This window comes from Limnovirga soli (assembly GCF_013106755.1).
Lineage (GTDB): Bacteria > Bacteroidota > Bacteroidia > Chitinophagales > Chitinophagaceae > Limnovirga > Limnovirga soli.
In genome coordinates this window covers 37,085-58,649 of the sequence record NZ_WHPF01000003.1, presented here as the reverse complement: position 1 = coordinate 58,649, position 21,565 = coordinate 37,085, and the positions used below count along the sequence as shown (strand labels likewise).

The following is a 21,565-nucleotide window of genomic DNA, read 5'->3' as shown; positions in this document are numbered from 1 at the left end:
ATTATGCCATTACCTCATTAGTTAAATGCACTTTTACCATATCGTGATAGTGGTTTTGTAACTGGTGTACAAAATGCACATCCGGATGGTGGCGCTTATCTTCCCTATACCACATTTCAATTGATGAAAAATCACCTTTTTTCGGCACTACCAGCCTAAATGATCCCTTTTTATATTTTACTGATCCATCCTCCCGATCTTCCTTTGTAAAATTTAGCCAGGTTAGTGACTCATCATTTAAAGCAATGGGAAAAAGATGGGCAGTCTCGTACCAGAATTCCTGCACATCTGTTTCAACGCAAACCTGCTTTTCATCGCCATTAAGGCGGGTAACTTCGCCATTACGTTGCTGGCCTTCATACTCGGCTAGCACATAATCGCCTACTTTAATTTCGCTGAACTTTATCATATTGCAATCGTTTTTTTATGACTGTTAAAATACAAATCATTTTTGTAAAAAACGGTGATTTCTACTTCTATTTTTACCTAACTTTTACAACTAATCAATTTTTAGGGAGCCGGGCAATAAATACCAGATCAGGCTTTACTTGCGTCGCACACTTGTACGGCAACAATTAATGCAGCTTTTAACCGCCATTGCAACAATTGGATATTTTTACATGAAAAATACGCATGCCACTTTATTTACAGGATTTATACAACAGAATTTGTAAATGTACAAACTGGTTAAAAATTGTTATTTTTAAAATTGGCTTTTTGCCCGGCTTTGTAACAGCGTACAAGAGTGCGTCGCAACGGATGCTATATGCTTATTCTTTAGCCTGGTTCATAAAAGCATTTATTCTAAACATGTATCGATACATGTACTGATATTTTGCAGACCAGTGGCAAAAATTATATCGTTCGTCCACCCAAATCCAATACGCATATACCTGTCTGGCATTTCAAACCAATGCCCGGGGCCAACCATGGTTTGATACTGATGAAGCAAGCTGTCATAAAAACGATTTTTATCAATCCTCACATTTTCTTTAAAGCGAACAAAACAAACCACACCGCCCTGTGGTAAAACTGCTTCTACCCTTTGCTCTGTTTGCAACCAATTTTGCAGTATTCCAAAATTAGTCATCGCCTGCTGTTGAATACTGCCAACAAAGTTTTCTTTTTGCAGGTAAAACTGATAAGCAACTTCTTCATCTAAAGCTGAGTTGCTGATATAGATCATTTCCTTGGCTGCAAGAAACTGTTCCATTAATTGGGCATTTTGGGTAATAATCCAACCCATTCTCAAACCCGGCAAACCATAAGCTTTGGAAAGGGATGCCACTGTAATAACCTGGCTACTGCCGGCGGCGCCAATAGGGTAAGGTGTTGTAAAACAGGTATTGCGGTAGGTTTCATCCATAAGCACATAAACATTCTTTTTTTCGGCAATGGCAATTATTTCATTAATTTCTTCAGCCGTCATCAACATACCTGTTGGATTATGTGGAGTAGTAATGCTAATAAGCTTTGTATTGGGCTGAATAGCGGCAGCTATTTTTGCCGGATCTAACCGCCATTGGGTAGAAAAGTCCAGATTAATATAACTTATCTCGCAACCAATGGCTCTGGGCACCTCGATATTGGTAGCATAGTTGGGTCTTACAACAATTAAATGATCATTTGCACCCAATAGTGCAGTATTAACAATAAACAAGGCACCTGCAGCACCATTGGTTAGCAGTACATGCTGTTCGTTTAAGTTGGTAAATTCCTTTACAATTAATTTACGCAAAGCAGTATTACCACGATGGCCAATATATTCTAATGCCAGCCCATTTAGATTGAGATGTAATTGACCCAGCTTAATATCTGTAACTGAGCTTTCGGAAAGATTATAGAGAATATTTTCATAGCCAATTTCTTCCGGGGATTCTTTTTCTATTGGCATTCTTGTATACTTCATTTGTAGCTACTTTATAAGGGTACTGTGTAATGTTTTTAGCCAGTTAAAGTACGGCAATTCTAAAAGTAAACATCTTCAATTAAATAAAATGTAGGTGGTTGGCGGTACATCAACAGCACCGAAACAATATCAAATTGCACATACTTCCATGTTGGATGTAGATATTGGTATTCTTCTGCTGCATTTTTAAGGTTATTCATTTTTTCCCGGCCAATACTTTCTTCAGGGTTACCAAAGCGGTTGCTGGTTCGGGTTTTTACCTCAATAAAATGCAGGCGATTGGCTTTGCTGCAAATAATATCAACCTCCCAGTGTTTATAACGCCAGTTTCGTTCCAAAACGGTATAACCAGATTGCTGTAGAAAGTTTGCTGCCAGTTCCTCTCCCTTATTCCCGGTTTCCTGATTATGTTGCATAGAAATTTAGATAGGGGTTTACAATTGAGTAGTTAAAATACAACGTAATATTGTAGTAAACAATACCCTGATATTCTATGATACAAGATAAAATTTTTATGCTTACAGGCAAAGTACAGCATTATGCCTGGGGCGGTTTTTCATTTATTCCCAACTGGTTGCAAACCGGCAATGCCGATCATACACCCTGTGCCGAGTATTGGATGGGGGCACACCCCTCGGCCTCATCAGTTTTGGCAACCAGTGAAGGCGATATCAGCCTACAGGCTTTTATTAAAGCCCACCCTGAACAAACTATTAACAGCCAGGTATTTAACAGGTTTGGCGAATTACCCTACCTGTTTAAAATTCTTGATGTAAAAGACATGCTCTCTATCCAGGTGCATCCCTCTAAACCTGAAGCGGAAAAGGGTTTTGCGGCCGAAGAAGCAGCCGGTGTTCCCATTAATGCACCTACCCGCAACTATAAAGACAAAAACCATAAACCTGAAGTAATGGTGGCGCTTAGCGAGTTTTGGTTATTACATGGCTTTTTAGAAAAAACATTATTGCAAAATATATTGGCAACCACCCCTGAATTTGTTGGTCTTGTAGATGTTTTTGCTGAAAAAGGGTATAAAGGCCTATATCAATATGTGATGGAATTACCACAAGAGCATGTAAATGTGCTTTTATCGCCCTTGGTGGCGAGAGAGCTGGAAAGAAAGAGATTAAACCAGTTAGAAAAAAGCGAGCCCGGCTGGTGGGTGGCAAAATTATACGGGGATAATACAGTAACCGGAGATATGGACCGGGGAATATTTTCTATCTATTTTTTCAATATTGTACAGGTACAACCAGGAGAAGCCGTTTTTCAGGGAGCAGGTATACCGCATGCGTATATGGAAGGACAAAACATGGAATTAATGGCCAATAGCGATAACGTATTACGTGGTGGTTTAACACCAAAACATGTTGATATTCCAGAATTATTAAAACATACCACCTTCGAAGGCATTATACCCAATATTATGAAAGGCGAGGAAGCCGCCCCCGGAGAAAAGTTATACCCATGTCCTGTACCAGATTTTGGCATTAGTAAAATTGAAATTTCCGGTAATCAAAGCTACTCGGCCCAATCTACTTCGCTCGAAATTATCGCTGTAATGCAAGGCAGTATGCAGGTTTCGGGCACTAATCAACTTACTGTATCCAAGGGGCAGGTAGTGGCCATTCTACAGGGTGAAAACTATAAAATTTCCACAACCGAAAATGTATTGGCCTACAAAGCATTTGTACCTTAACTATTAACGCTTACTTTTGCCGCATAACTCTGAAATATGAAATTGTCAAAATCTGTTATCGTTTCACTGGTATTATTAATTGTGGTTGCTGCCTTATACAGGGTTATGCCAAACCGTCCTTTAGGTTTTGCCCCACAATATGCCATGGCCATTTTTGGTGGCGCCATTTTTATCAATAACAAAAAATGGGCTTTTACCTTACCCATTTTATCACTGTTTATTTCAGATGCAGTTTACCAGTTATTGTATGCAAAAGGTTTATCTGCAACGCCTGGTTTTTATGAAGGACAATGGCAGAATTACCTGCTAATAGGCGCACTTACTTTTATTGGTTTTCTAATAAAAAATGTAAAATTTTCGAGTGTTGTATTGGCATCTATTGCCTCTCCTACAGCTTATTTTTTGGTTAGCAATTTTATAGTTTGGGCAGGCGGAGGCGGTTTACAACGCCCATTAACATGGCCTGGTTTGGTTATGTGTTATACAGATGCTTTGCCTTTTTACCCAAATAGTGTTTATGCCACCCTGGTATTCTCAGCTGTGCTATTCGGAGGATATTATATGGCGCAGAAAATGACGCTTAAAACCGTAAAAGAACACGCATAAAGTATTTATACCGTTAAAACAAAAAAGGGGCTTTGCCCCTTTTTTGTTTTATATCAGTTTGTTTTCAGCTTCGTAGCCCTCATCAATTAATAATTGTTTTCCATCGGCGGCGGTAGTAGCCAATTCGTCGCAACGGTTATTAAATGGGTTATCTGCATGGCCTTTAACCCATTTAAATTTTATTGAAAACTGGCGGGATAGCTTATAATACTTTGTCCATAAATCGCTGTTTTTTTTACCACCCTTAAAACCCGTTTTTATCCAGTTATCCAGCCAACGTTTTTCTACACTGTCAACAATATATTTACTATCTGTATAAACAGTTAGGGCAATATTGGTTTTGGTTAAAGACTCCAATGCCGCAATTACACCCATCAGTTCCATTCTGTTATTGGTGGTAAGCCGGTAGCCTGCCGCCAACTCTTTTCTTTTTTCGCCCCACATTAAAATAGCGCCGTACCCACCCGGACCAGGATTACCCCTGCTAGCGCCATCTGTATAAATAATTAATTGATGCCCCTGCTGCATAAATAATATAATAAGTTCCGTTATGCCAAACGGTTTTAAAAGACATTTTTATAGTATGATACCAACTTATACCCAAGCGTCAGCTATTGTTGTGTCACTCACTTGTACTGCAACAATGCTATTGGGCAAAAGCAATTAAACACCTGCTACGCTTAGTTATTGCAGAAGGTTATAGTGCTACAATATATGTTCCTTTTAAATAGGTAACACCGCTGCCACTCATTAATACCCTGTTGCCAGATAATTCCACATCAAGGTAGCCGCGCCTTTTAGAAACCTGTATGGCTTTCATTTTTGTTTTGTTTAAAAATGCTGCCCAATAAGGCACCATAATGGTATGCGCAGAGCCTGTAACCGGATCCTCATCAATACCACTTTGCGGATAAAAACACCTCGACACAAAGTCTGCCTCATTGCCTTTGGCGGTTACAATAACTCCGCGGCCACCAACAGTAGCCAATAGTTTAAAATCGGGAGCTAAACTCTCAACTGCCTCTTGAGAAGGTAGCACTACCATAAAATCCATATTGGTTTTATATACCGGGCAGGGCGCAACACCCAGTGCCTCTAACATGGCCGTGGGGATATACGTTATTGCATCAGGTGGCATGGCTGGAAAATCCAGGGTGTAAGTACCTGGTTCCGGCGATGTAACTTTTAATATGCCGCTTAAGGAGTTGAATAAAATTTCATCCTTTGTATACCCCAGTTCGGTATATAAAATATGGGCTGTTGCCAGCGTTGCATGACCGCATAGTTTTACCTCGGTTGCCGGTGTAAACCAACGGATATGATAATGACCGTTTTCCTGTACAAAAAATACGGTTTCTGATAAATTGTTTTCGCTGGCCAGTTGTTGCATTAGTGCATCGGGCAGCCATTGTTCTAATGGACAAACAGCAGCAGGGTTACCACCAAATAATTCTGAGGTAAATGCATCTACTTTATATACCGGTAATTGTTGCATTATATTGCTATTTGCTGCAAAGAAAATTAAATAACTGCATTAAATAACAATACCCGCAGTTAATAATAAACCACGGGTATGTTTGTTCTTATGTGTGTAGTTGTTTTTTGCTGCTTAGTATTACTGTAGTACAAGAGTGCGACGCAAGTAAAGCTATATATAGTAACAAATGCCGGGCTACTGCAAAGGCTGTTGCTGTAAATATTCGGCCCTTACCACGCTGGCTGTTTTATGATTACCGGTGTGGCTCCAGCCTGGTGGCATAACCAAATACAATAGTTTGTTTGTAATACCGGGTGCCTTGTACATATCTTTTGCCAATGCTGCAAATTCGCCAAAATATACATCCCAAAAATTTTGGGCATTCATGGTACGTGTAATACCATACTCGGGTGGTATAGCATGATGCTCGGGCTGAAAAGTTTTAAAAACCTTATCCCAAATATTTAACAGGTTACAAAAATTGGTATCCATATACAAAGGGTTACGTGCATGGTGCACCCGATGATGCGATGGCGTTAGCACCAGCTTTTGCAGAAAGCCGAGACGACCATCTTTTATTAGATTTTCGCCGGCATGTATAAATGCGCCCCAAAATCCATCGATAAACATGATAAAAAACAATAGTGGCGGGTTTACACCCAGCAGAATACAGATAGAAGTACGAATCAAATCGGCATAAGGACCCTCCAGAAAAAAATGGGCGTAGGTTACAGACAGGTTCATGGCTTCCGGCGCATGATGTGTTGAATGCAGGCACCAAAACAAACGCACTTTATGCCCAAGGAAATGATACACAAAATGTGCCAGCTCCCACACTATATAACCGTATATAAGCCAGTACCAGGTAAAGCTGCTATTAAATAGCGCATAAGGCTGCAATACACCAACAATAAACCCTACCACCCCAATGGAAATAAAACGACCTACCACATTATTAAATACATAAATAAAAAACTGGATACGATAATGGGAGCGTTTAAATTTTTTAAAGAGAAGCGCCCTGGTTAATTCAATTACGAGCAGTAATGGAATTAAGGGTGATATAACACCTAATACGCCATCCAATGTGTTTAAAACAGAATAATCGCCTGTTTTAAACATGGTTATTACCTGACCAATGCTAAAGAAGGCAACCAGCTCGTTATAAATTGTTTGCAGAATTTCCATACAGCAATTATATACCATGAAAATACTGGATTTCTGTTAGAGCTACTAAGCCTTTTATGGCGGATACTACTTTTATTTTACCAATGATATATACTATACAGCAATAGCTTTTACAAATTCAGCAGTAACCAATACCTGGCCTGTATGCCGCATGGTATGTTCTGCTGCATGAAAAAATAAACCAATTACAGTAGAAGGAATTTGCTTGCGGCCAACCAATCTTTTTTCGGTTAATATATTTTCGTGGGTAAGGCTTAACACGGTAATTGCCTGTTGAATTTGATGGTGCAGGTTTTGAAGAAGTATTTGTTTAGTAACGTCGGGTGATGCTATACCCTCCTGTTGTAAATAATCTAATTGTTGGGCATTAAGCATAGCGCCACTGGCATAGGTAAACAGCCTGTTAATTACTCCAGTAATGTGTTGTATATGAAATGCAACAGATGCTAAGCCATTGGGTTTTTGCCACAATAACTCAGCCGGAAAATTAGTAAGCACTTCTTCCACTTCCTGCCTGGCTTGTAATAATGTATGTGCTACAGGTTGCAATAAACCTGGTATTCCGTCAATAGGGCCACGCTGCCAATATTCCGGTAATTTTTCAGTTGTCATGATCAGGTATTATTACAAATGAAAAGTTGATTTCATAGCTTTCATCATGCCGGGTGTAGACCAAGTGCCAGGCACAATCATGCGGCGAATAGTATATAAGGGTTGCGTAGAGTCACGTTTTGTGGACAAAATAAATGCCATTTTATAACCACGGCTTTCAATTTCAGGTATCGCTTCTTTGTTCCATAGACCAAAGGGATAGGCGAAATAATCTACCTTTTTACCCGTTATGGCTTCTAATTGTATTTTGGGTTTAATCAATTGGGTATCCCAATCTGCTCCTTTGTATTTTGTTACCATATGATGATCCCAGGTATGACCGGCAATCAAATGCCCTTCATCACTTAGTTGTTTCAACTGGTCCTTGCTCATATACCTTGGCCGGTTTAAAGAAATCGTCATAATAAAATAAACGCCTTTAAAACCGTATTTATTCATTTCTGTGGCGCCAATGGTAAATTGTTCCAAATCGGTATCATCAAAGGTAATCATCACTGGCTTGCTTGGTAAATCTGCACCATATACCAGGTAGTTGTATAATTGATCGGGTAAAATGGAGTGATAACCGCTATCTGCCAGTGCTTTCATTTGTTCGGCAAATGCAGCCGGGGTTACTTCATAGCCTTTCATGCGCTCACTTTCACCGGGCCTGAAATCACGAATATGATGATAACATAATACAGGCACTTCTTTTTTGGCAAGCATAGTTGCCAGATCTGCTTTTGTTACGGTTGCAATGCTATCCTTTTCTACACCGTTGTTCTTCGCCTGTGTTTGATCTACAATTTCAGGATGGTTATTACAGGCTACCAAAGCAGTAAATACTATGGCAGTCAAAAATGCTATTTGCTTTTTCATTATAAAAATATGTGCGGGATACTACTATTGATATTGTATATAAACGGGCTTGGGTGTAAACCTGAGTAATTCAGAAGGAGTAAATAAACTATCACCTGCTTTGGTATCATTTTTATAAAACAATTTAAAACCGGTAAATGCTACAGGCTCTTTATATACATACCTTAAATAGGTAGAACGCTTTAATATTCTGCTACCCCAACCATCCATATCTATTACTACCTGTACTTCGGGCACTTTTTTAATTTGATCATAGCCGGTAATCATGCCTTGTGTAAAACGGTGCACTACCAATATTTTGGGCGACAAGTTATTTTGCTTTACCAGTTTAGCCAGATAATCCACGGCAGCATTAATATCAGCTGCATTAAAAGTACCTATTTTAGTTCCTGGCACTTCACCGTTTTTCATCGAAAATTCGGGGTCTATACCCAAATGCACATTGGGCATTTTTAAATAAGTTTCCAGCAAGGGCACTTCGGCATTTACATTACTGTGAGATACCTGTATATCCACAAACACTAACCCATTTATTTCTTTGGCCCAGTTAATAATAGTATCAATTTGATGAAAAGGCATTCTTAGCCTATACATGCCATCTTTACCAGGTGCCCCCTGCGCAGTTACAGCCACATAATGCAATGCAGGTATAACAGGTAAACTTGTATCTGCGGCCTGCCATTTAGCTAACTCGAATTTTAATTTAGCCAGCATGGAGTCTTTTGGTAACTCGCCCAAAATGCCCATTTTTTTTGAGTAGAGATTACCATAAAAAGCTACAATTCTATTATAAGGTAATAATGCACCAGGTAATGGATAAATACCTTTCACCGGCCAGCGGCCGGTAGTATCACCGTTACTCATAGCTAACAAACGCTTATCATAATCCGCAGAATCGAGTACTGTGGCTTTAATAACTGTATCGCTAATAGTTTCGTTTTTAGCTGTTGTAGCTGCTGAATTGGTGTTATTACAACTAAATAAAACAACTACAAAAAGTACAATTGAAAGGCGGGTGCATATATATTTCATAACGTGCAAATGTATTCTAAAATACCAGTGATAAAATGGTAATAAGGAGAAATAAATAAGTTAATTGGTTCGGGTAAAACATAGCATAAAAACAATATGTACAATAGAATTATTGTAAAAATAAATCTACCAATTCATAATATTTTGTGAATGCTGAATCATACATTTTCTTGCAGGTATCCAGGAAATAAAAATGGCTTTTTTATTTTTAGCCTGGCGGCAGATTAATCTTCAACTTTACTTGCGTCGCACTCTTGTACGTTCTGCAAAATGGCAGCAAAACTTATAAAATCACGGCATTAAAGCGGTTGCTATCATATATAAAAAAATGTTTGCTGATAAAATTTACCACAGCACAAGTGTGCGACGCAAGTAAAGCAACATATTGCTAACATGCCGGGCTCATAAAAAATAGAAAACAAGCTTGTATTGGTGGTGGTGTTATTGCAATAACATATCGCTATAACTATTTTCAATAAGGGAATCGGAATCAATTTCAAGTTTAGTCATCAGTTCCTGGCATTGGCGGTGCAGATCTTCTGTAGTTAAGACAGGGTTAAACTGGTTGCCCGCCTCAATTTCCATAAAGTTGCCTAAACCGGGCACTTCATCAATATGAATTTTTATATTTTCCAGGTAATAAATACGGCGCTTTTTTTCAACGATTATTTTTATGCCTAGTGCCTCTGTTAATAAGGCTTTTAGGGCGGCCGGTGCATGTGCAGGTACCAAATGAAAATCTGATTGTTTGGGGCCTTTTTGATTATTTCTTTTATAAAAAATGAGATTATTTTCAATATTACCTTCCCGCAGTTTTAGCCTGCCCTCAGGCACCTGGAAATAAGTATCTTTTTGAAAATCCACCCCAATAAAGCGGGCATTGTTTGCAAACAAAAATGCTTCCACTTTATCTAAGTGGAAGCATTTTGCTTTAATTTCAACGTTAATTAATTTCATAAACGTTTTGCCTTAGCCATTTTACGCCATTGCTAATTTTTGCTTTTTAGTTGTTATGGTTGCAGCCACTTCCTGAACCATAACTGTTTCCAGTTTTTTGAAGTGTACAGCATTCCATACATGATCTAAAGTAATTTCGCCAATGTTTTCGTACTCATTGTCGCCCACTATCTGCCAGCTGCAGGCCCTGTTAAGGTCGCTTGCAATTTTACTGGTAGTTTTAGGATAGGCAATCCAAAGATTACTCTCATTGTGCAAAGCCGGAAAAACATCACGCAGAATAGTACATAGTTGCTGATGGTTAACCGCAAAAATCAACGCAAAATCTATCTTCCTGCTTTTAAGCAAGGGGGTAAGATTTTTGGCATAAGAAAGTTTGGCAAACTGTTTCTCAACAGAAGATGGAAGACCCTGAATTAACAGGTTTTTCTCATCTTTTAATTCTAACTTTTCGAGCAAACATAATGTAGACATCCTTAAAAAAATTTAAGGTGAAATAATTGGGTGGGCAAAGTTAGTAAAAATATACCACCCCCCATTGATACAGCAAAGCAATTTTGGGATATCGGCCCTTTTTAAATGAATTTTAATGAGTTATGATTATTTTGATATGGGTTTATAGTAGTTGAGCGCTTCGGGCATAAGCTCCTGTAGCTTTTTAATGCGCTCCTCATCTGCTGGGTGACTGCTTAAAAAAACAGGAGGCTTTTGACCGCCTAAATTGGCCATCCGCTGCCAAAATGAAATTGCTTCCTGTGGATTATAGCCTGCCATGGCAGCGAAAATAAGCCCGTAATGATCGGCTTCCAGTTCCTGCTTTCTGCCAAATGGCAATAATACGCCAATATTGCTGCCTATACCATAAGCTGAATTAAACAGGTTTTGGGTTTCAGCAGATTTATTGGCCAATGCAACAGATAAAGCCACCCCACCAAATTGTTGTACCAAACCCTGGCTCATTCTTTCACGGCCATGATCGGCAACGGCATGTGTTATTTCGTGGCCCAAAACTACGGCCAGTGCGGCTTCGTTTTGTGTTACGGGTAAAATTCCTGTATACACTACTACTTTACCACCTGGCATACACCAGGCGTTTACCTCTTTACTATCTACCAAATTAAATTCCCACTGGTAATTATCCAAAACACCCGTAATACCCTTTGAAGTATAATATTGAGTAATAGCATTGGCTATCCTGGTTCCTACCCGCTTTACCATTTCTGCATCTTTGCTTGCGGTTGAAGAAACCACCTTATTGGAGGAAAGAAAGCTGGTATATTCTGTTTTGGCCATGCTCACAACCTCGTTTTGCGATACCAAAGCCAATTGGCTACGCCCTGTTATAGCATTTCGGGTACATGCCGAGAAACCAGTAGCAGCCAAAAAAGCGGCCAGAACAAATGTGAATTTCATAAATATTTTTTTTGGGGAAAAAGCAATTTCTGTACCAAATAAATTGATAGGAAGATGATTTGGAAAACAATCTAAACTTGTAAATTAAAAAATGAAAACAGGCTAATCCATTAAGTCTTTTCTTTTCTGCTTTCTGCGATCGCGGTATTTAAAAATGGGCACTTTACTCTCAGTGCCATTTAATATGCGATTGATATTTTTTTGGTGGGTAAGAATTACCAGTAAGGCCACCGCTACAGAAAATATGCGGTATAAGGTAACATCATCATTAAATATAAAAAGTATGCAAATGGCAAAAGCAACACCTGCCAGCATAGAACTTAAGGAAACAAATCTGGTTAAATACAACACTACCAGGAAAACACCAATACAATAAATAGCTACCTCAGGTTGAATAGCTACTATCATTCCAAACAAGGTAGCCACGCCTTTACCGCCTCTAAAACCTGCCCATAAAGGGAAAATATGTCCCAGTACAGCACCTAGACCTAAACCAATCATCAGGTTGGTAAGATATAAATCATTGTGTTGTAAACGCAGTGGAAGTACTACATACAGAGAAGTGGCGATAACACCTTTGAGCATATCAATTATCATTACAAAAGTACCCCATTTAGAGCCCAGTACCCTGTATGTATTAGTGGCACCCGCATTACCGCTGCCGTAATCGCGAATATCAATCCCGAAGAATCTTTTACTTACCCAAACAGAGGTAGGTATAGAACCAATGAGATAAGCAAGTATGATGAGTAAGAGTTCGTTCATTGTACTTGGTTAAAGCTGAGAAACAAATATAGCATAGATTTTAATTAATTAATGATGCGTTAACATTCAATTCTGAAAATTTTCATTAAAAAATAATAAAGAAATCCATTTGTCTCTTTGAATAATTTGCACAAATTTTAATCCTAATGCATTAGCAGCCAATACTATATCATTTTCATCCTCGGCCAACAAGCCACTTACTAACAATTGGCCGTTTGGTTTAAGTCCGGTTTTTAACATATCAAAAAAAGCAAGAATTACATTTTTGTTTATGTTGGCCAGTATAATATCATATTGAGGCAATAATACCGGGTTATCATTTAAAGCCAACTGTATTTTGGTACAAGCATTATTACTAATATTTTCTGCTGCATTTTCTACACTCCACTCATCATTATCAATGGCGTAAATTTCGGTGGCACCCAGCATTTCAGCCAGAATGGCTAATATGCCTGTACCGGTTCCAAAATCAAACACTTTTTTCCCTGTAAAATCAAGGCCCTGCATCTGTTGCATCATCATATGGGTAGTGGCATGATGGCCGGTACCAAAACTCATTTTGGGTGTAATTACAATTTCGTGAAATACGCCACTAATTGGTTCATGAAAATGTGCCCTAACACCAACAAAATCATCTACAACCACAGGAGAGAAATTTTTCTCCCACTCTTCGTTCCAGTTAATTTTGGCTATCAACTCCTTTGTATAGCTGTAATTACCTTCCAATAGTTCATTTATAGCCTCTGCATTATACATGCTTTCGGCACAATAAGCAATTAATGCATTTTCATTTTCTTCAAATCCATCAAATCCCAGTTCACTTAATTGCGCCACTAATATGTCTGATGCCTCTGAAGTTACAGGTGCAATTAAAAGTTGTATATAATTACTCATACAGAAAAAAATATATAGTTGAATAGATGCAACTGTCCAGTGCTTTTTTACCCGGCATACAACAAGCATTTAGCTGCTGTTGCGTCGCACTCTTGTACTGTAGTAATGCTATGCAGCAAAATAGCAACCTACTCCCGTTTTTATTACTCTTTTTGTCGCCCAATGATACGAACGATAAAAGGATTGCGACGCAAGTAAAGATGCCATTATTGCAACTGCTGGTATCTAAAAAATACGTATACCATGGCAATGCGCATAAAAAAACCTGCAGACGAATCTACAGGTATTCTATGTAAAGTATGTAATAATTAATTACGCTCGTTTCTGCGATCGGTTTGTTCCGGTGCACCTTCGGGCTTTGGCATTAATGCTTTACGGCTTAATTTAAATTTACCGGTTTTTTGGTCTACACCTACCAGTTTAACCTTAACCATATCGCCTTCTTTTAAAACACCGTCCATATTTTCAAGGCGCTTCCAGCTTATTTCGCTAATGTGTAACAAGCCTTCTTTTTTTGGAAGGAATTCAACAAAAGCACCATAAGGCTGAATGCTTTTAACTTTGGCATCGTATACATCGCCCACATTTGGTACAGCAACAATGCTCTTAATCCAGGCAAGTGCTCTTTCAAGACCTTCTTTTTCTTTAGAGAAAATGCTTACTTCGCCCACATTATCAACTTCTTCCAGGTTAATGGTAGTACCGGTTTCTTTTTGAATTTCCTGTATTACTTTACCTTGTGGTCCAATTACAGCGCCAATAAATTCTTTATCGATAAAGATTTTCTCCATTCTTGGTGCATGTGGTTTAACTTCTGCTCTTGCGGCAGGCATACATTCATACATAGCATCCAAAATATGTAAACGACCTTTACGTGCCTGCATTAAAGCTTCACGCATTACTTCCATGCTAAGGCCATCAACTTTAATATCCATTTGCACACCGCAAATTCCATCACGGGTACCGGTTACTTTAAAATCCATATCTCCCAGGTGATCTTCATCGCCCAGAATGTCAGTTAAAATGGCATATTTACCATCGCCGCGGCTAATTAAACCCATAGCAACACCACTTACGTGTTTAGGAACAGGTACACCTGCATCCATTAAAGCGAGTGAACCGGCACAAACAGTTGCCATTGAAGAAGAACCGTTTGATTCCAGGATATCACTTACTACACGAACTGTGTAAGGGTATTCATTACCCGGCATCATTTGTTTTAAAGAACGCATGGCCAGATTACCATGACCTACTTCTCTACGACCTACGCCACGCATCATTTTTACTTCACCGGTAGAGAATGGAGGGAAATTATAATGCAAAATAAATTTACTATAATCGCTAACAGCAGCACTTTCAATTAATAATTCATCCAATGGTGTACCCAAAGTAACGGTGGTTAAAGATTGTGTTTCCCCACGGGTAAATAAAGATGAGCCGTGTGGTGTTGGTAATGGATCTACTTCCATTGCCAAAGGCCGCACTTCGTCCATTTTTCTACCATCCAATCTAACCCTGTCTTCCAACATCATATTTCTTACCAATTCCCACTGTAAATCATCAAAATATTTTTTGGCAAGTTTTTTTGTAGATCCGTCAACTTCTTCGCCCAAACTTTTAATTAATTCATCTTTCAAGGCAGAAAAAGCATCACTTCTTTCGCCTTTTGCAGTACCACCTTTAGCAATGGTATTCATTTTATCAGTACAAAAAGCAGCTACAGAGGCCTGCAATTCTTCATTCTGTAAAGGCTTGGTATAATCACGTTTAGCAGGCGAACCAACTTTTATTCTTAATTCTTCCTGTGCTTTAATTTGAATACGAATAGCATCATGGGCCAATTGAAGAACCTGCAGCAAATCTTCCTCGCTGCATTCCTTACTTTCACCTTCTACCATCATCAGGTTCTTTTCAGTTGCTGCAATGATAAAATCCATATCGGCTTTTGCCAATTGTGAACGGGTTGGGTTAACCACAAAAGCACCATCAATACGGGCTACTCTGGCTTCTGAAATAATTTCTTTAATAGGTACATCCGAAACGGCTAAAGCCGCACTGGCAGCTAAACATGCCAATGCATCAGGCATCACTTCATTATCTGATGATATTAGAGAAATTAATACCTGAACATCACAAAAATAATCTTCGGGAAACAAAGGACGTAAGGCCCTGTCTATTAGTCGGCTGGTTAAAATTTCATAGTCGTTTAATCGGGCTTCTCTTTTAAAGAAAGAGCCGGGGATACGGCCTGCAGAAGCAAATTTTTCCTGATAATCAACACTTAATGGGAAAAAATCCTGACCTTCTTTTGGTTCTTTATTTGCGCAAACGGTAGCTAATAAAATGCAATTTCCCTGACGTACGGTTACTGCACCATCAGCCTGACGGGCAAGTTTACCAGTTTCAATAGTTACTTCTGCCCCATTGGGTAAAGTAAAACTGGCTTGTAGCGGTTGTGATAACATATGTAAATAATGTTTGAAATATTAAAATAGCGGGGTGTGGGTTGGGTACTATAACCAAAACTGGTTATGCAGATATAAAAACAGATATATATACAAAAAACTATTCCCAACCGGTATAAACAACAGTTGGGAATAGTTATTACATATACGTAAAGTTATTTCCTTAATCCTAATTTCTCAATCAAAGCACGATAGCCCTGCAGGTTATGCTTCTGCATATACGCCAGCAAGCGCTTACGCTGACCAACCAGTTGCATCAAACCACGTTGTGTAGAATGATCTTTTTTATTTTGTTGCAAGTGCTTGGAAATGCTTGAGATACGCTCTGTAACCATTGCGATCTGAGCTTCAATAGAACCTGTGTTGGTAGCTGAACCACCATGAGTTGCAAATATGTTTGCTTTTTTTTCTGTTGTTAAATACGGCATCTCTGATTTTTTAAATTGCATCCAGGATTCACATCCTTTTTTAAAGTGGCGGCAAAGCTACTAAAATATTTCAGATTAAAACAACTACTCACACTATATTTTTTACTGCTTCCCCGGAAAATAATCAATATTTAATCATAAACTACCTCTTTCCCAAAAGGTGCAAGTGATAAACCGGCCAGTTTAAAATGCTGACGGGCAAATGGAATACCTATGACTGTTATAGTAAGTAATAACCCAAAAATTACATGAATAAAAGCAGTATATAAACCGCCGGTTACAATCCAAATTATATTACAAATCACTGATAAACAACCATCTGCACTATTTGAACCGACGATTTTTTTGCCAAAAGGCCAAAGCACAAACCCGCCTATTTTAAAGCATTGCAACCCAAAAGGAATCCCAATAATTGTAAAACAAAGCAATAAACCTCCAAAAAAATAACCCATTGCCGCCATAAAGCCGCCACATATAAGCCAAATAATATTCCCCGGTAAATTCATGAGGTAAAAATAATAAATTTAGGCCATGCCCTATTAAAGAAAGCAAATTACATATATGAATCCAGGCAAATATGTTCCAGCTTCTGGTTTCCTTGGTAACCATCCAGTTTATTCAGCTTTATTCTTTTTTTTAAAATACCCCTTCAGCAAAAAATTATGTTGTAATGCTTCCAGATCCTGATCCAGTTTTAGTGTACCTGATTCCAGGTTCCTCAATATCACCTTTATTGAGTTTGCTGATGCTGAATCATTTAAAAGTAATCCGGCAGTATTATTATTCTGAAGTAGCTTTTCACTTACCTGCTTTATGTTTTCGGTAAAATGCTTTACCGTATTTGAAGCCTGTTGCAATTGTAACATGGTAACCTGCAAATTTTTATACACCAGGGTATCTTCCACTATATCATTTAGGGAATTGCCTGGCTTGTTCAATTTGTTTGAAAAACTTTGCAGATCAAATAATACATTTTTCCCGTTTACAGAAACCGTTTTAAAATTACCTGCAGTTGTTTGCAACTCCTCAACTGTATTTTTTAATGTATTTGCAATAGCAGGATCGTTTAATAAAATGGCTAAAGTCCCTTGGCCACTATCTATCTTTTTGCTTATACTCTTAAAGCTATTGGTAATGTCCAGTAAATTTTTATTGTTATTCTGTAATGTAACCAGCATATCATCTGTAGTTAGCGCCTTCTCAACTTTCAAATAATCATCTTTTGCAATTTGCGGCGAGGCAGAATCGCCTCCATAAATAATGATTATTTTATTTCCTATTAATCCATCAGAGCCAATTCTGGCCTTAGCATCATTATGAATATGCGGCTGAGCGCTGTTTTCAATACTCATGGTAACCAACACACTTGCATTTCCATAAAAACTAATATTCTTCACCGTGCCAACTTTAACACCTGAAAACCAAATATTACCCCCTTTTAATAAACCACCCACATCATCAAAAACAGCGTTTATTACAAAAGATTTTACAAAGGTTTTTTTCTGCCCACCTAAAGTAAATAGTGTAATAACCAGTATGGCTAATCCAAGAAATATAAAAATGCCAACGATAACAGGCCGGTTATTATTTATTGTTTTCATGTGTAGTAAAATTATAATCGTAAAATGATCTTACGCTTTCGTTTTGTGTATCAAAAACTGTATCAAAATTCCCTGTGGCCAGAAATTTACCATCCAGCAACATAGCAATTCTATTGGCAGTTGCTTTTGCACAGGTAAGGTCATGGGTTATTATAATTGAGCTGGTTTTATACTGCTGCTGTACTTTTATTATAAGCTTATTTATTTCTCCGCAGGTAATTGGGTCAAGACCCGATGTTGGCTCATCATACAGCATAATTTCCGGCTTCAGAATTAATGTTCGGGCAATACCAATTCTTTTTCTTTGCCCACCCGAAAGCTCCGATGGCATTTGCATAATTGTTTGCGACAAACCCACTTCATGCAACACTTCTTCAATAGCTGTATTCACCGCCGCAGCACTCAACTCTCTCTTATTTCTTACTAACGGAAAAGCCAGATTTTCTCTTACACTCATACTATCGTACAACGCGCTGCTTTGAAAAGAAAATCCGATTTTCAAACGCAATCTTTGCAAATCTGCTGCACTAATATTGTCTACTTGTTCTCCCAAAACCTGCACACTGCCACTATCAGGTTGTAATAAGCCACTGATAATTTTTATAAGTACAGATTTACCACTACCCGATCTGCCAAGCACGGCAATATTTTCTCCTTTTCTAACCTCTAAATCAACCCCATTCAGCACCACCAAATTGCCAAAAGATTTCTTCAATCCCTTTATTAAAATAGCAGGCTCCTCAAATGCAGTATTTTCTTTTGTAGTTTCCATTTTCTAATTTTCCAACAGCATATTTCTTTAAAGCACTTTTATTAGCCCAACAGCAAATTCTAACCTCAGCCCATTTGCGTCGCACACTTGTACGTTCACAACTATATTCAGCTAAAGGCAGGAACCAAAAATTCCAAGAGGCAAACCATACTACTTACCTTATGGCATTTACAAGCTGAACAATCACCAACTCCTCTACAAAAATCATAAACATAGAAAGCACTACGGCTGAGTTGGCTGCGCGGCCAACTCCCTGCGTTCCATTTTGCGCATTATATCCCTGATAGCAACCAGCCACACCAATAGTAAATCCATACATGGTAGCCTTAAAAATGGAGGAAAAAATATCCAGAAATGAAATAGTGTTAAATGCACTTTTAAAAAAAGCGGTAAAGCTGGTCAACTCGTTATGATATACATTCAGGTAACTACCCATCATGCCAATAAAACCTGTAAATAATACCAATACAGGCAACATAAAAGTAATCGCCAAAATACGCGTAACCACCAGAAATTTAAATGGATTGGTGGCGGATACTTCCATCGCATCAATTTGCTCGGTTACCTTCATCGAGCCCAATTCTGCACCCATATTAGACCCCACTTTACCTGCAGCAATTAATGCAGTTACCAATGGTGCCAATGCTCGTATAATTGCAATTGAAATAAGGGATGGCAACCACGAACTTGCGCCAAAAGTAGATAAAGATGGCCTGGATTGTTTTGTAAAAACAATCCCTGTAATAAACCCGGTTAAGGCAACCAATGGCAACGACTTATACCCTACCTGGTAACACTGATTGATAATTTCCTTAAACTCAAAAGGAGCAGTAAAAACGGCTTTAAAAAATCGGACAATAAATAAATACACATTGTATATATCCGTAAAAAAGGCATCAACACCTTTTGATATCAGGTATTTATTTACCGCTACTTTTTCGCTTTTTTCTTCATTTAGTTTCATTTGCCAGTTTGTATAAAATAAATAAACATTACATGGCTTTACTTATACTCATTACAAAACAATTGTAATGCAATACAATGCAATTCCATTTTATCAATTTAACTTAAACAACATGTTTACTATAATTATAAAACTGCAGGCAATAATTAATTTAGTATTAAACGCAGAATATGTACACAAAAAGCTAATGCAAAATCAACAACTGATTTTACTGCGGCAATCCTTTCAAATATGCGCTGATGATTGATAGAATATTGAAAGAAAAAACTACTGTTAAAGAAAAAAATTTAGAAAATACAGTTTAGGAAATAAAGTGTCAATGTCATAAGTTAATAAGTAAATATATGCTTATTGTTGCAGAAACTACAATAAACTACAAGCCCGGATCAAAATGTCCGGGCTTGTAATAATGTTTAACCAGTAGCAGTTAAATAATTTATGTGTTGTAAAAATAAATTAGTTTTAAAATCTCACTATGCAATAATGCCTTTTACAATATTGCCAGCCACATCAGTAAGTCTATATCTGCGGCCCAAATGTTTATAGGTTAATTTTTCATGATCCAGTCCCATTAGGTTTAATACGGTTGCATGAAAATCATGTACGTGTACAGGGTTCTCAATAATATTATAACCAAACTCATCTGTTTCGCCATAAACACCAGGCTTTACACCGCCACCGGCCATCCAAACAGTAAAGCAGCGGGGGTGATGATCGCGGCCATAATCTTCTTTGGTTAATGTACCCTGGCAATAGTTGGTTCGGCCAAATTCGCCGCCCCAGATTACCAATGTCTCATCCAGCATACCTCTTTGTTTAAGATCGGTAATTAATGCTGCGCTGGCCTGGTCTACATCCTGACACTGGCCTTTTATTTGTGAGGGCAAATCGCCATGTGCATCCCAACCCTGGTGATACAATTGAACAAAACGAACCCCATTTTCACTTAGTTTTCTGGCCAATAAACAATTGGCGGCAAAAGTGCCCGGCACCAAACAATCGGCACCATACATTTTTATAATAGATTCTGGCTCCTTGCTTAAATCCGTTACTTCGGGTACTGCAGTTTGCATACGATAGGCCAGTTCGTATTGTTGTACTTTGGCGTTTATTTCGGGATCGCCAAAGGTTTTATAATTTTCGTCATTTAATTCTGCCAGTTTATCCAGCATATTTCTTCTGTCGGCCTTACTTACCGCATCGGGATTATTGAGGTATAATACCGGGTTTTCACCACTGCTGAATTGTACGCCCTGGTAAAAAGAATCTAAAAATCCGTTTGACCATAATTTAGAATACACACCTTGCCCGTTACCTTTTCCTTTGGATAACAATACACAAAAGCCAGGCAGATTTTTATTTTCTGTACCCAAACCGTAGCTTACCCAGGAACCCATGCTGGGCCGGTTACCAACCTGTGCTCCGGTTTGAAAAAATGTAAGTGCCGGATCGTGGTTAATAGCTTCGGTATACATGGATTTGATGATACATAAATCATCAACTACACTGGCCGTGTGGGGCAGTAACTCGCTTAACCAGGCTTTGTGTTTGCCATATTGGTTAAACTGAAAAACGGTACCTGCCAAAGGAAATTTTTTCTGATCGGCCGTCATACCCGTTAGGCGCTGACCATTGCGAATAGAAGCTGGCAAATCTTGCCCAAACATTTCCTGTAATTTGGGTTTATAATCAAACAAATCCAATTGGGAAGGTGCCCCATTTTGGAATAAATAAATGATGCGTTTGGCTTTGGGCGCAAAATGTGGTAAGCCCGCCATAATAGCATCGGGATTATTGTTGCTGAAAAGATCGGGAATGAGCAGTGAACCCAGTGCCACACTGCCTATACCAAGGCTTAGCTGTGATAAAAATTTACGGCGATTGTGGTTTAATCCGTGTTCAAATATTTCCTTTTGCATGAATGC

The 21,565-nt window shown here is 38.4% G+C and carries 23 protein-coding genes; 2 read left to right on the top strand and 21 right to left on the bottom strand.

Annotated features, from left to right (window positions below; all coding sequences use genetic code 11):
* Position 1 precedes the first annotated feature (1 nt).
* The 3 genes from GD597_RS04165 to GD597_RS04155 all read right to left on the bottom strand — a co-directional run bounded on the left by GD597_RS04165 (position 2) and on the right by GD597_RS04155 (position 2,325).
* Positions 2–409 carry a hypothetical protein gene (locus GD597_RS04165; RefSeq protein ID WP_171606564.1) on the bottom strand — a complete coding sequence of 136 codons (408 nt, stop codon included), beginning with the start codon at positions 407–409 and terminating at the stop codon, positions 2–4.
* A gap of 390 nt (positions 410–799) precedes the next feature.
* Positions 800–1,909, bottom strand: a complete 1,110-nt coding sequence (locus tag GD597_RS04160; protein ID WP_171606563.1) for an aminotransferase class I/II-fold pyridoxal phosphate-dependent enzyme — start codon at positions 1,907–1,909, stop codon at positions 800–802.
* Positions 1,910–1,968: 59 nt separating this feature from the next.
* Positions 1,969–2,325: a YraN family protein gene (locus tag GD597_RS04155; RefSeq protein WP_216368508.1), complete on the bottom strand. Its 357-nt coding sequence runs from the start codon at positions 2,323–2,325 to the stop codon at positions 1,969–1,971.
* A gap of 77 nt (positions 2,326–2,402) precedes the next feature.
* On the opposite strand from GD597_RS04155, the gene manA reads away from it, so the two are divergent.
* Together manA and GD597_RS04145 are read left to right on the top strand one after the other, a co-directional pair.
* Positions 2,403–3,608: a mannose-6-phosphate isomerase, class I gene (manA, locus tag GD597_RS04150; RefSeq protein ID WP_171606562.1), complete on the top strand. Its 1,206-nt coding sequence runs from the start codon at positions 2,403–2,405 to the stop codon at positions 3,606–3,608.
* 36 nt (positions 3,609–3,644) lie between these two features.
* Entirely contained in the window at positions 3,645–4,214 is a 570-nt protein-coding gene (locus tag GD597_RS04145) for a DUF6580 family putative transport protein (protein WP_171606561.1), read from the top strand.
* Between the two features lie 48 nt (positions 4,215–4,262).
* On the opposite strand, the gene rnhA is transcribed toward GD597_RS04145, so the two are convergent.
* From rnhA to GD597_RS04055, 18 genes are all read right to left on the bottom strand, one after another.
* Positions 4,263–4,742 carry a ribonuclease HI gene (gene rnhA / locus GD597_RS04140; protein WP_171606560.1) on the bottom strand — a complete coding sequence of 160 codons (480 nt, stop codon included), beginning with the start codon at positions 4,740–4,742 and terminating at the stop codon, positions 4,263–4,265.
* A gap of 169 nt (positions 4,743–4,911) precedes the next feature.
* Positions 4,912–5,709, bottom strand: a complete 798-nt coding sequence (locus GD597_RS04135) for a PhzF family phenazine biosynthesis protein (RefSeq protein ID WP_171606559.1) — start codon at positions 5,707–5,709, stop codon at positions 4,912–4,914.
* 177 nt (positions 5,710–5,886) lie between these two features.
* A complete protein-coding gene (locus tag GD597_RS04130; protein ID WP_171606558.1) occupies positions 5,887–6,879 on the bottom strand; it encodes a sterol desaturase family protein in 993 nt (330 codons plus the stop codon).
* A 93-nt stretch (positions 6,880–6,972) separates the two neighbouring features.
* Positions 6,973–7,491, bottom strand: a complete 519-nt coding sequence (locus GD597_RS04125; RefSeq protein WP_171606557.1) for a DinB family protein — start codon at positions 7,489–7,491, stop codon at positions 6,973–6,975.
* 12 nt (positions 7,492–7,503) lie between these two features.
* Positions 7,504–8,349 (bottom strand): polysaccharide deacetylase family protein, encoded by an 846-nt coding sequence (locus tag GD597_RS04120; protein WP_171606556.1) that lies wholly within the window; start codon positions 8,347–8,349, stop codon positions 7,504–7,506.
* A gap of 24 nt (positions 8,350–8,373) precedes the next feature.
* Positions 8,374–9,381, bottom strand: coding sequence for a hypothetical protein (locus tag GD597_RS04115; protein ID WP_171606555.1), 1,008 nt, complete (start codon positions 9,379–9,381; stop codon positions 8,374–8,376).
* A 441-nt stretch (positions 9,382–9,822) separates the two neighbouring features.
* Positions 9,823–10,338 carry a class IV adenylate cyclase gene (cyaB, locus tag GD597_RS04110; protein WP_171606554.1) on the bottom strand — a complete coding sequence of 172 codons (516 nt, stop codon included), beginning with the start codon at positions 10,336–10,338 and terminating at the stop codon, positions 9,823–9,825.
* A 21-nt stretch (positions 10,339–10,359) separates the two neighbouring features.
* Positions 10,360–10,812 (bottom strand): hypothetical protein, encoded by a 453-nt coding sequence (locus GD597_RS04105; RefSeq protein ID WP_171606553.1) that lies wholly within the window; start codon positions 10,810–10,812, stop codon positions 10,360–10,362.
* Positions 10,813–10,938: 126 nt separating this feature from the next.
* A complete protein-coding gene (locus GD597_RS04100; RefSeq protein ID WP_171606552.1) occupies positions 10,939–11,751 on the bottom strand; it encodes a M48 family metallopeptidase in 813 nt (270 codons plus the stop codon).
* A gap of 102 nt (positions 11,752–11,853) precedes the next feature.
* Positions 11,854–12,516, bottom strand: coding sequence for a glycerol-3-phosphate 1-O-acyltransferase PlsY (plsY, locus tag GD597_RS04095; RefSeq protein WP_171606551.1), 663 nt, complete (start codon positions 12,514–12,516; stop codon positions 11,854–11,856).
* A 66-nt stretch (positions 12,517–12,582) separates the two neighbouring features.
* Positions 12,583–13,410 (bottom strand): 50S ribosomal protein L11 methyltransferase, encoded by an 828-nt coding sequence (prmA, locus tag GD597_RS04090; protein WP_171606550.1) that lies wholly within the window; start codon positions 13,408–13,410, stop codon positions 12,583–12,585.
* A gap of 308 nt (positions 13,411–13,718) precedes the next feature.
* Positions 13,719–15,875: a polyribonucleotide nucleotidyltransferase gene (gene pnp, locus GD597_RS04085; RefSeq protein ID WP_171606549.1), complete on the bottom strand. Its 2,157-nt coding sequence runs from the start codon at positions 15,873–15,875 to the stop codon at positions 13,719–13,721.
* 155 nt (positions 15,876–16,030) lie between these two features.
* Positions 16,031–16,303 carry a 30S ribosomal protein S15 gene (gene rpsO, locus GD597_RS04080; protein ID WP_171606548.1) on the bottom strand — a complete coding sequence of 91 codons (273 nt, stop codon included), beginning with the start codon at positions 16,301–16,303 and terminating at the stop codon, positions 16,031–16,033.
* 131 nt (positions 16,304–16,434) lie between these two features.
* Positions 16,435–16,809, bottom strand: a complete 375-nt coding sequence (locus GD597_RS04075; protein ID WP_171606547.1) for a YccF domain-containing protein — start codon at positions 16,807–16,809, stop codon at positions 16,435–16,437.
* Positions 16,810–16,917: 108 nt separating this feature from the next.
* On the bottom strand, positions 16,918–17,904 hold the full coding sequence (locus GD597_RS04070; RefSeq protein ID WP_171606546.1) for an MlaD family protein: 987 nt from the start codon (positions 17,902–17,904) through the stop codon (positions 16,918–16,920).
* Positions 17,888–18,676: an ABC transporter ATP-binding protein gene (locus tag GD597_RS04065; RefSeq protein WP_171606545.1), complete on the bottom strand. Its 789-nt coding sequence runs from the start codon at positions 18,674–18,676 to the stop codon at positions 17,888–17,890. Before GD597_RS04065 ends, GD597_RS04070 begins: the two co-directional genes overlap by 17 nt.
* Positions 18,677–18,830: 154 nt before the next feature.
* A complete protein-coding gene (locus GD597_RS04060) occupies positions 18,831–19,640 on the bottom strand; it encodes an MlaE family ABC transporter permease (protein WP_171606544.1) in 810 nt (269 codons plus the stop codon).
* Between the two features lie 473 nt (positions 19,641–20,113).
* Positions 20,114–21,559 carry a DUF1501 domain-containing protein gene (locus GD597_RS04055; protein WP_171606543.1) on the bottom strand — a complete coding sequence of 482 codons (1,446 nt, stop codon included), beginning with the start codon at positions 21,557–21,559 and terminating at the stop codon, positions 20,114–20,116.
* Positions 21,560–21,565: the final 6 nt, after the last annotated feature.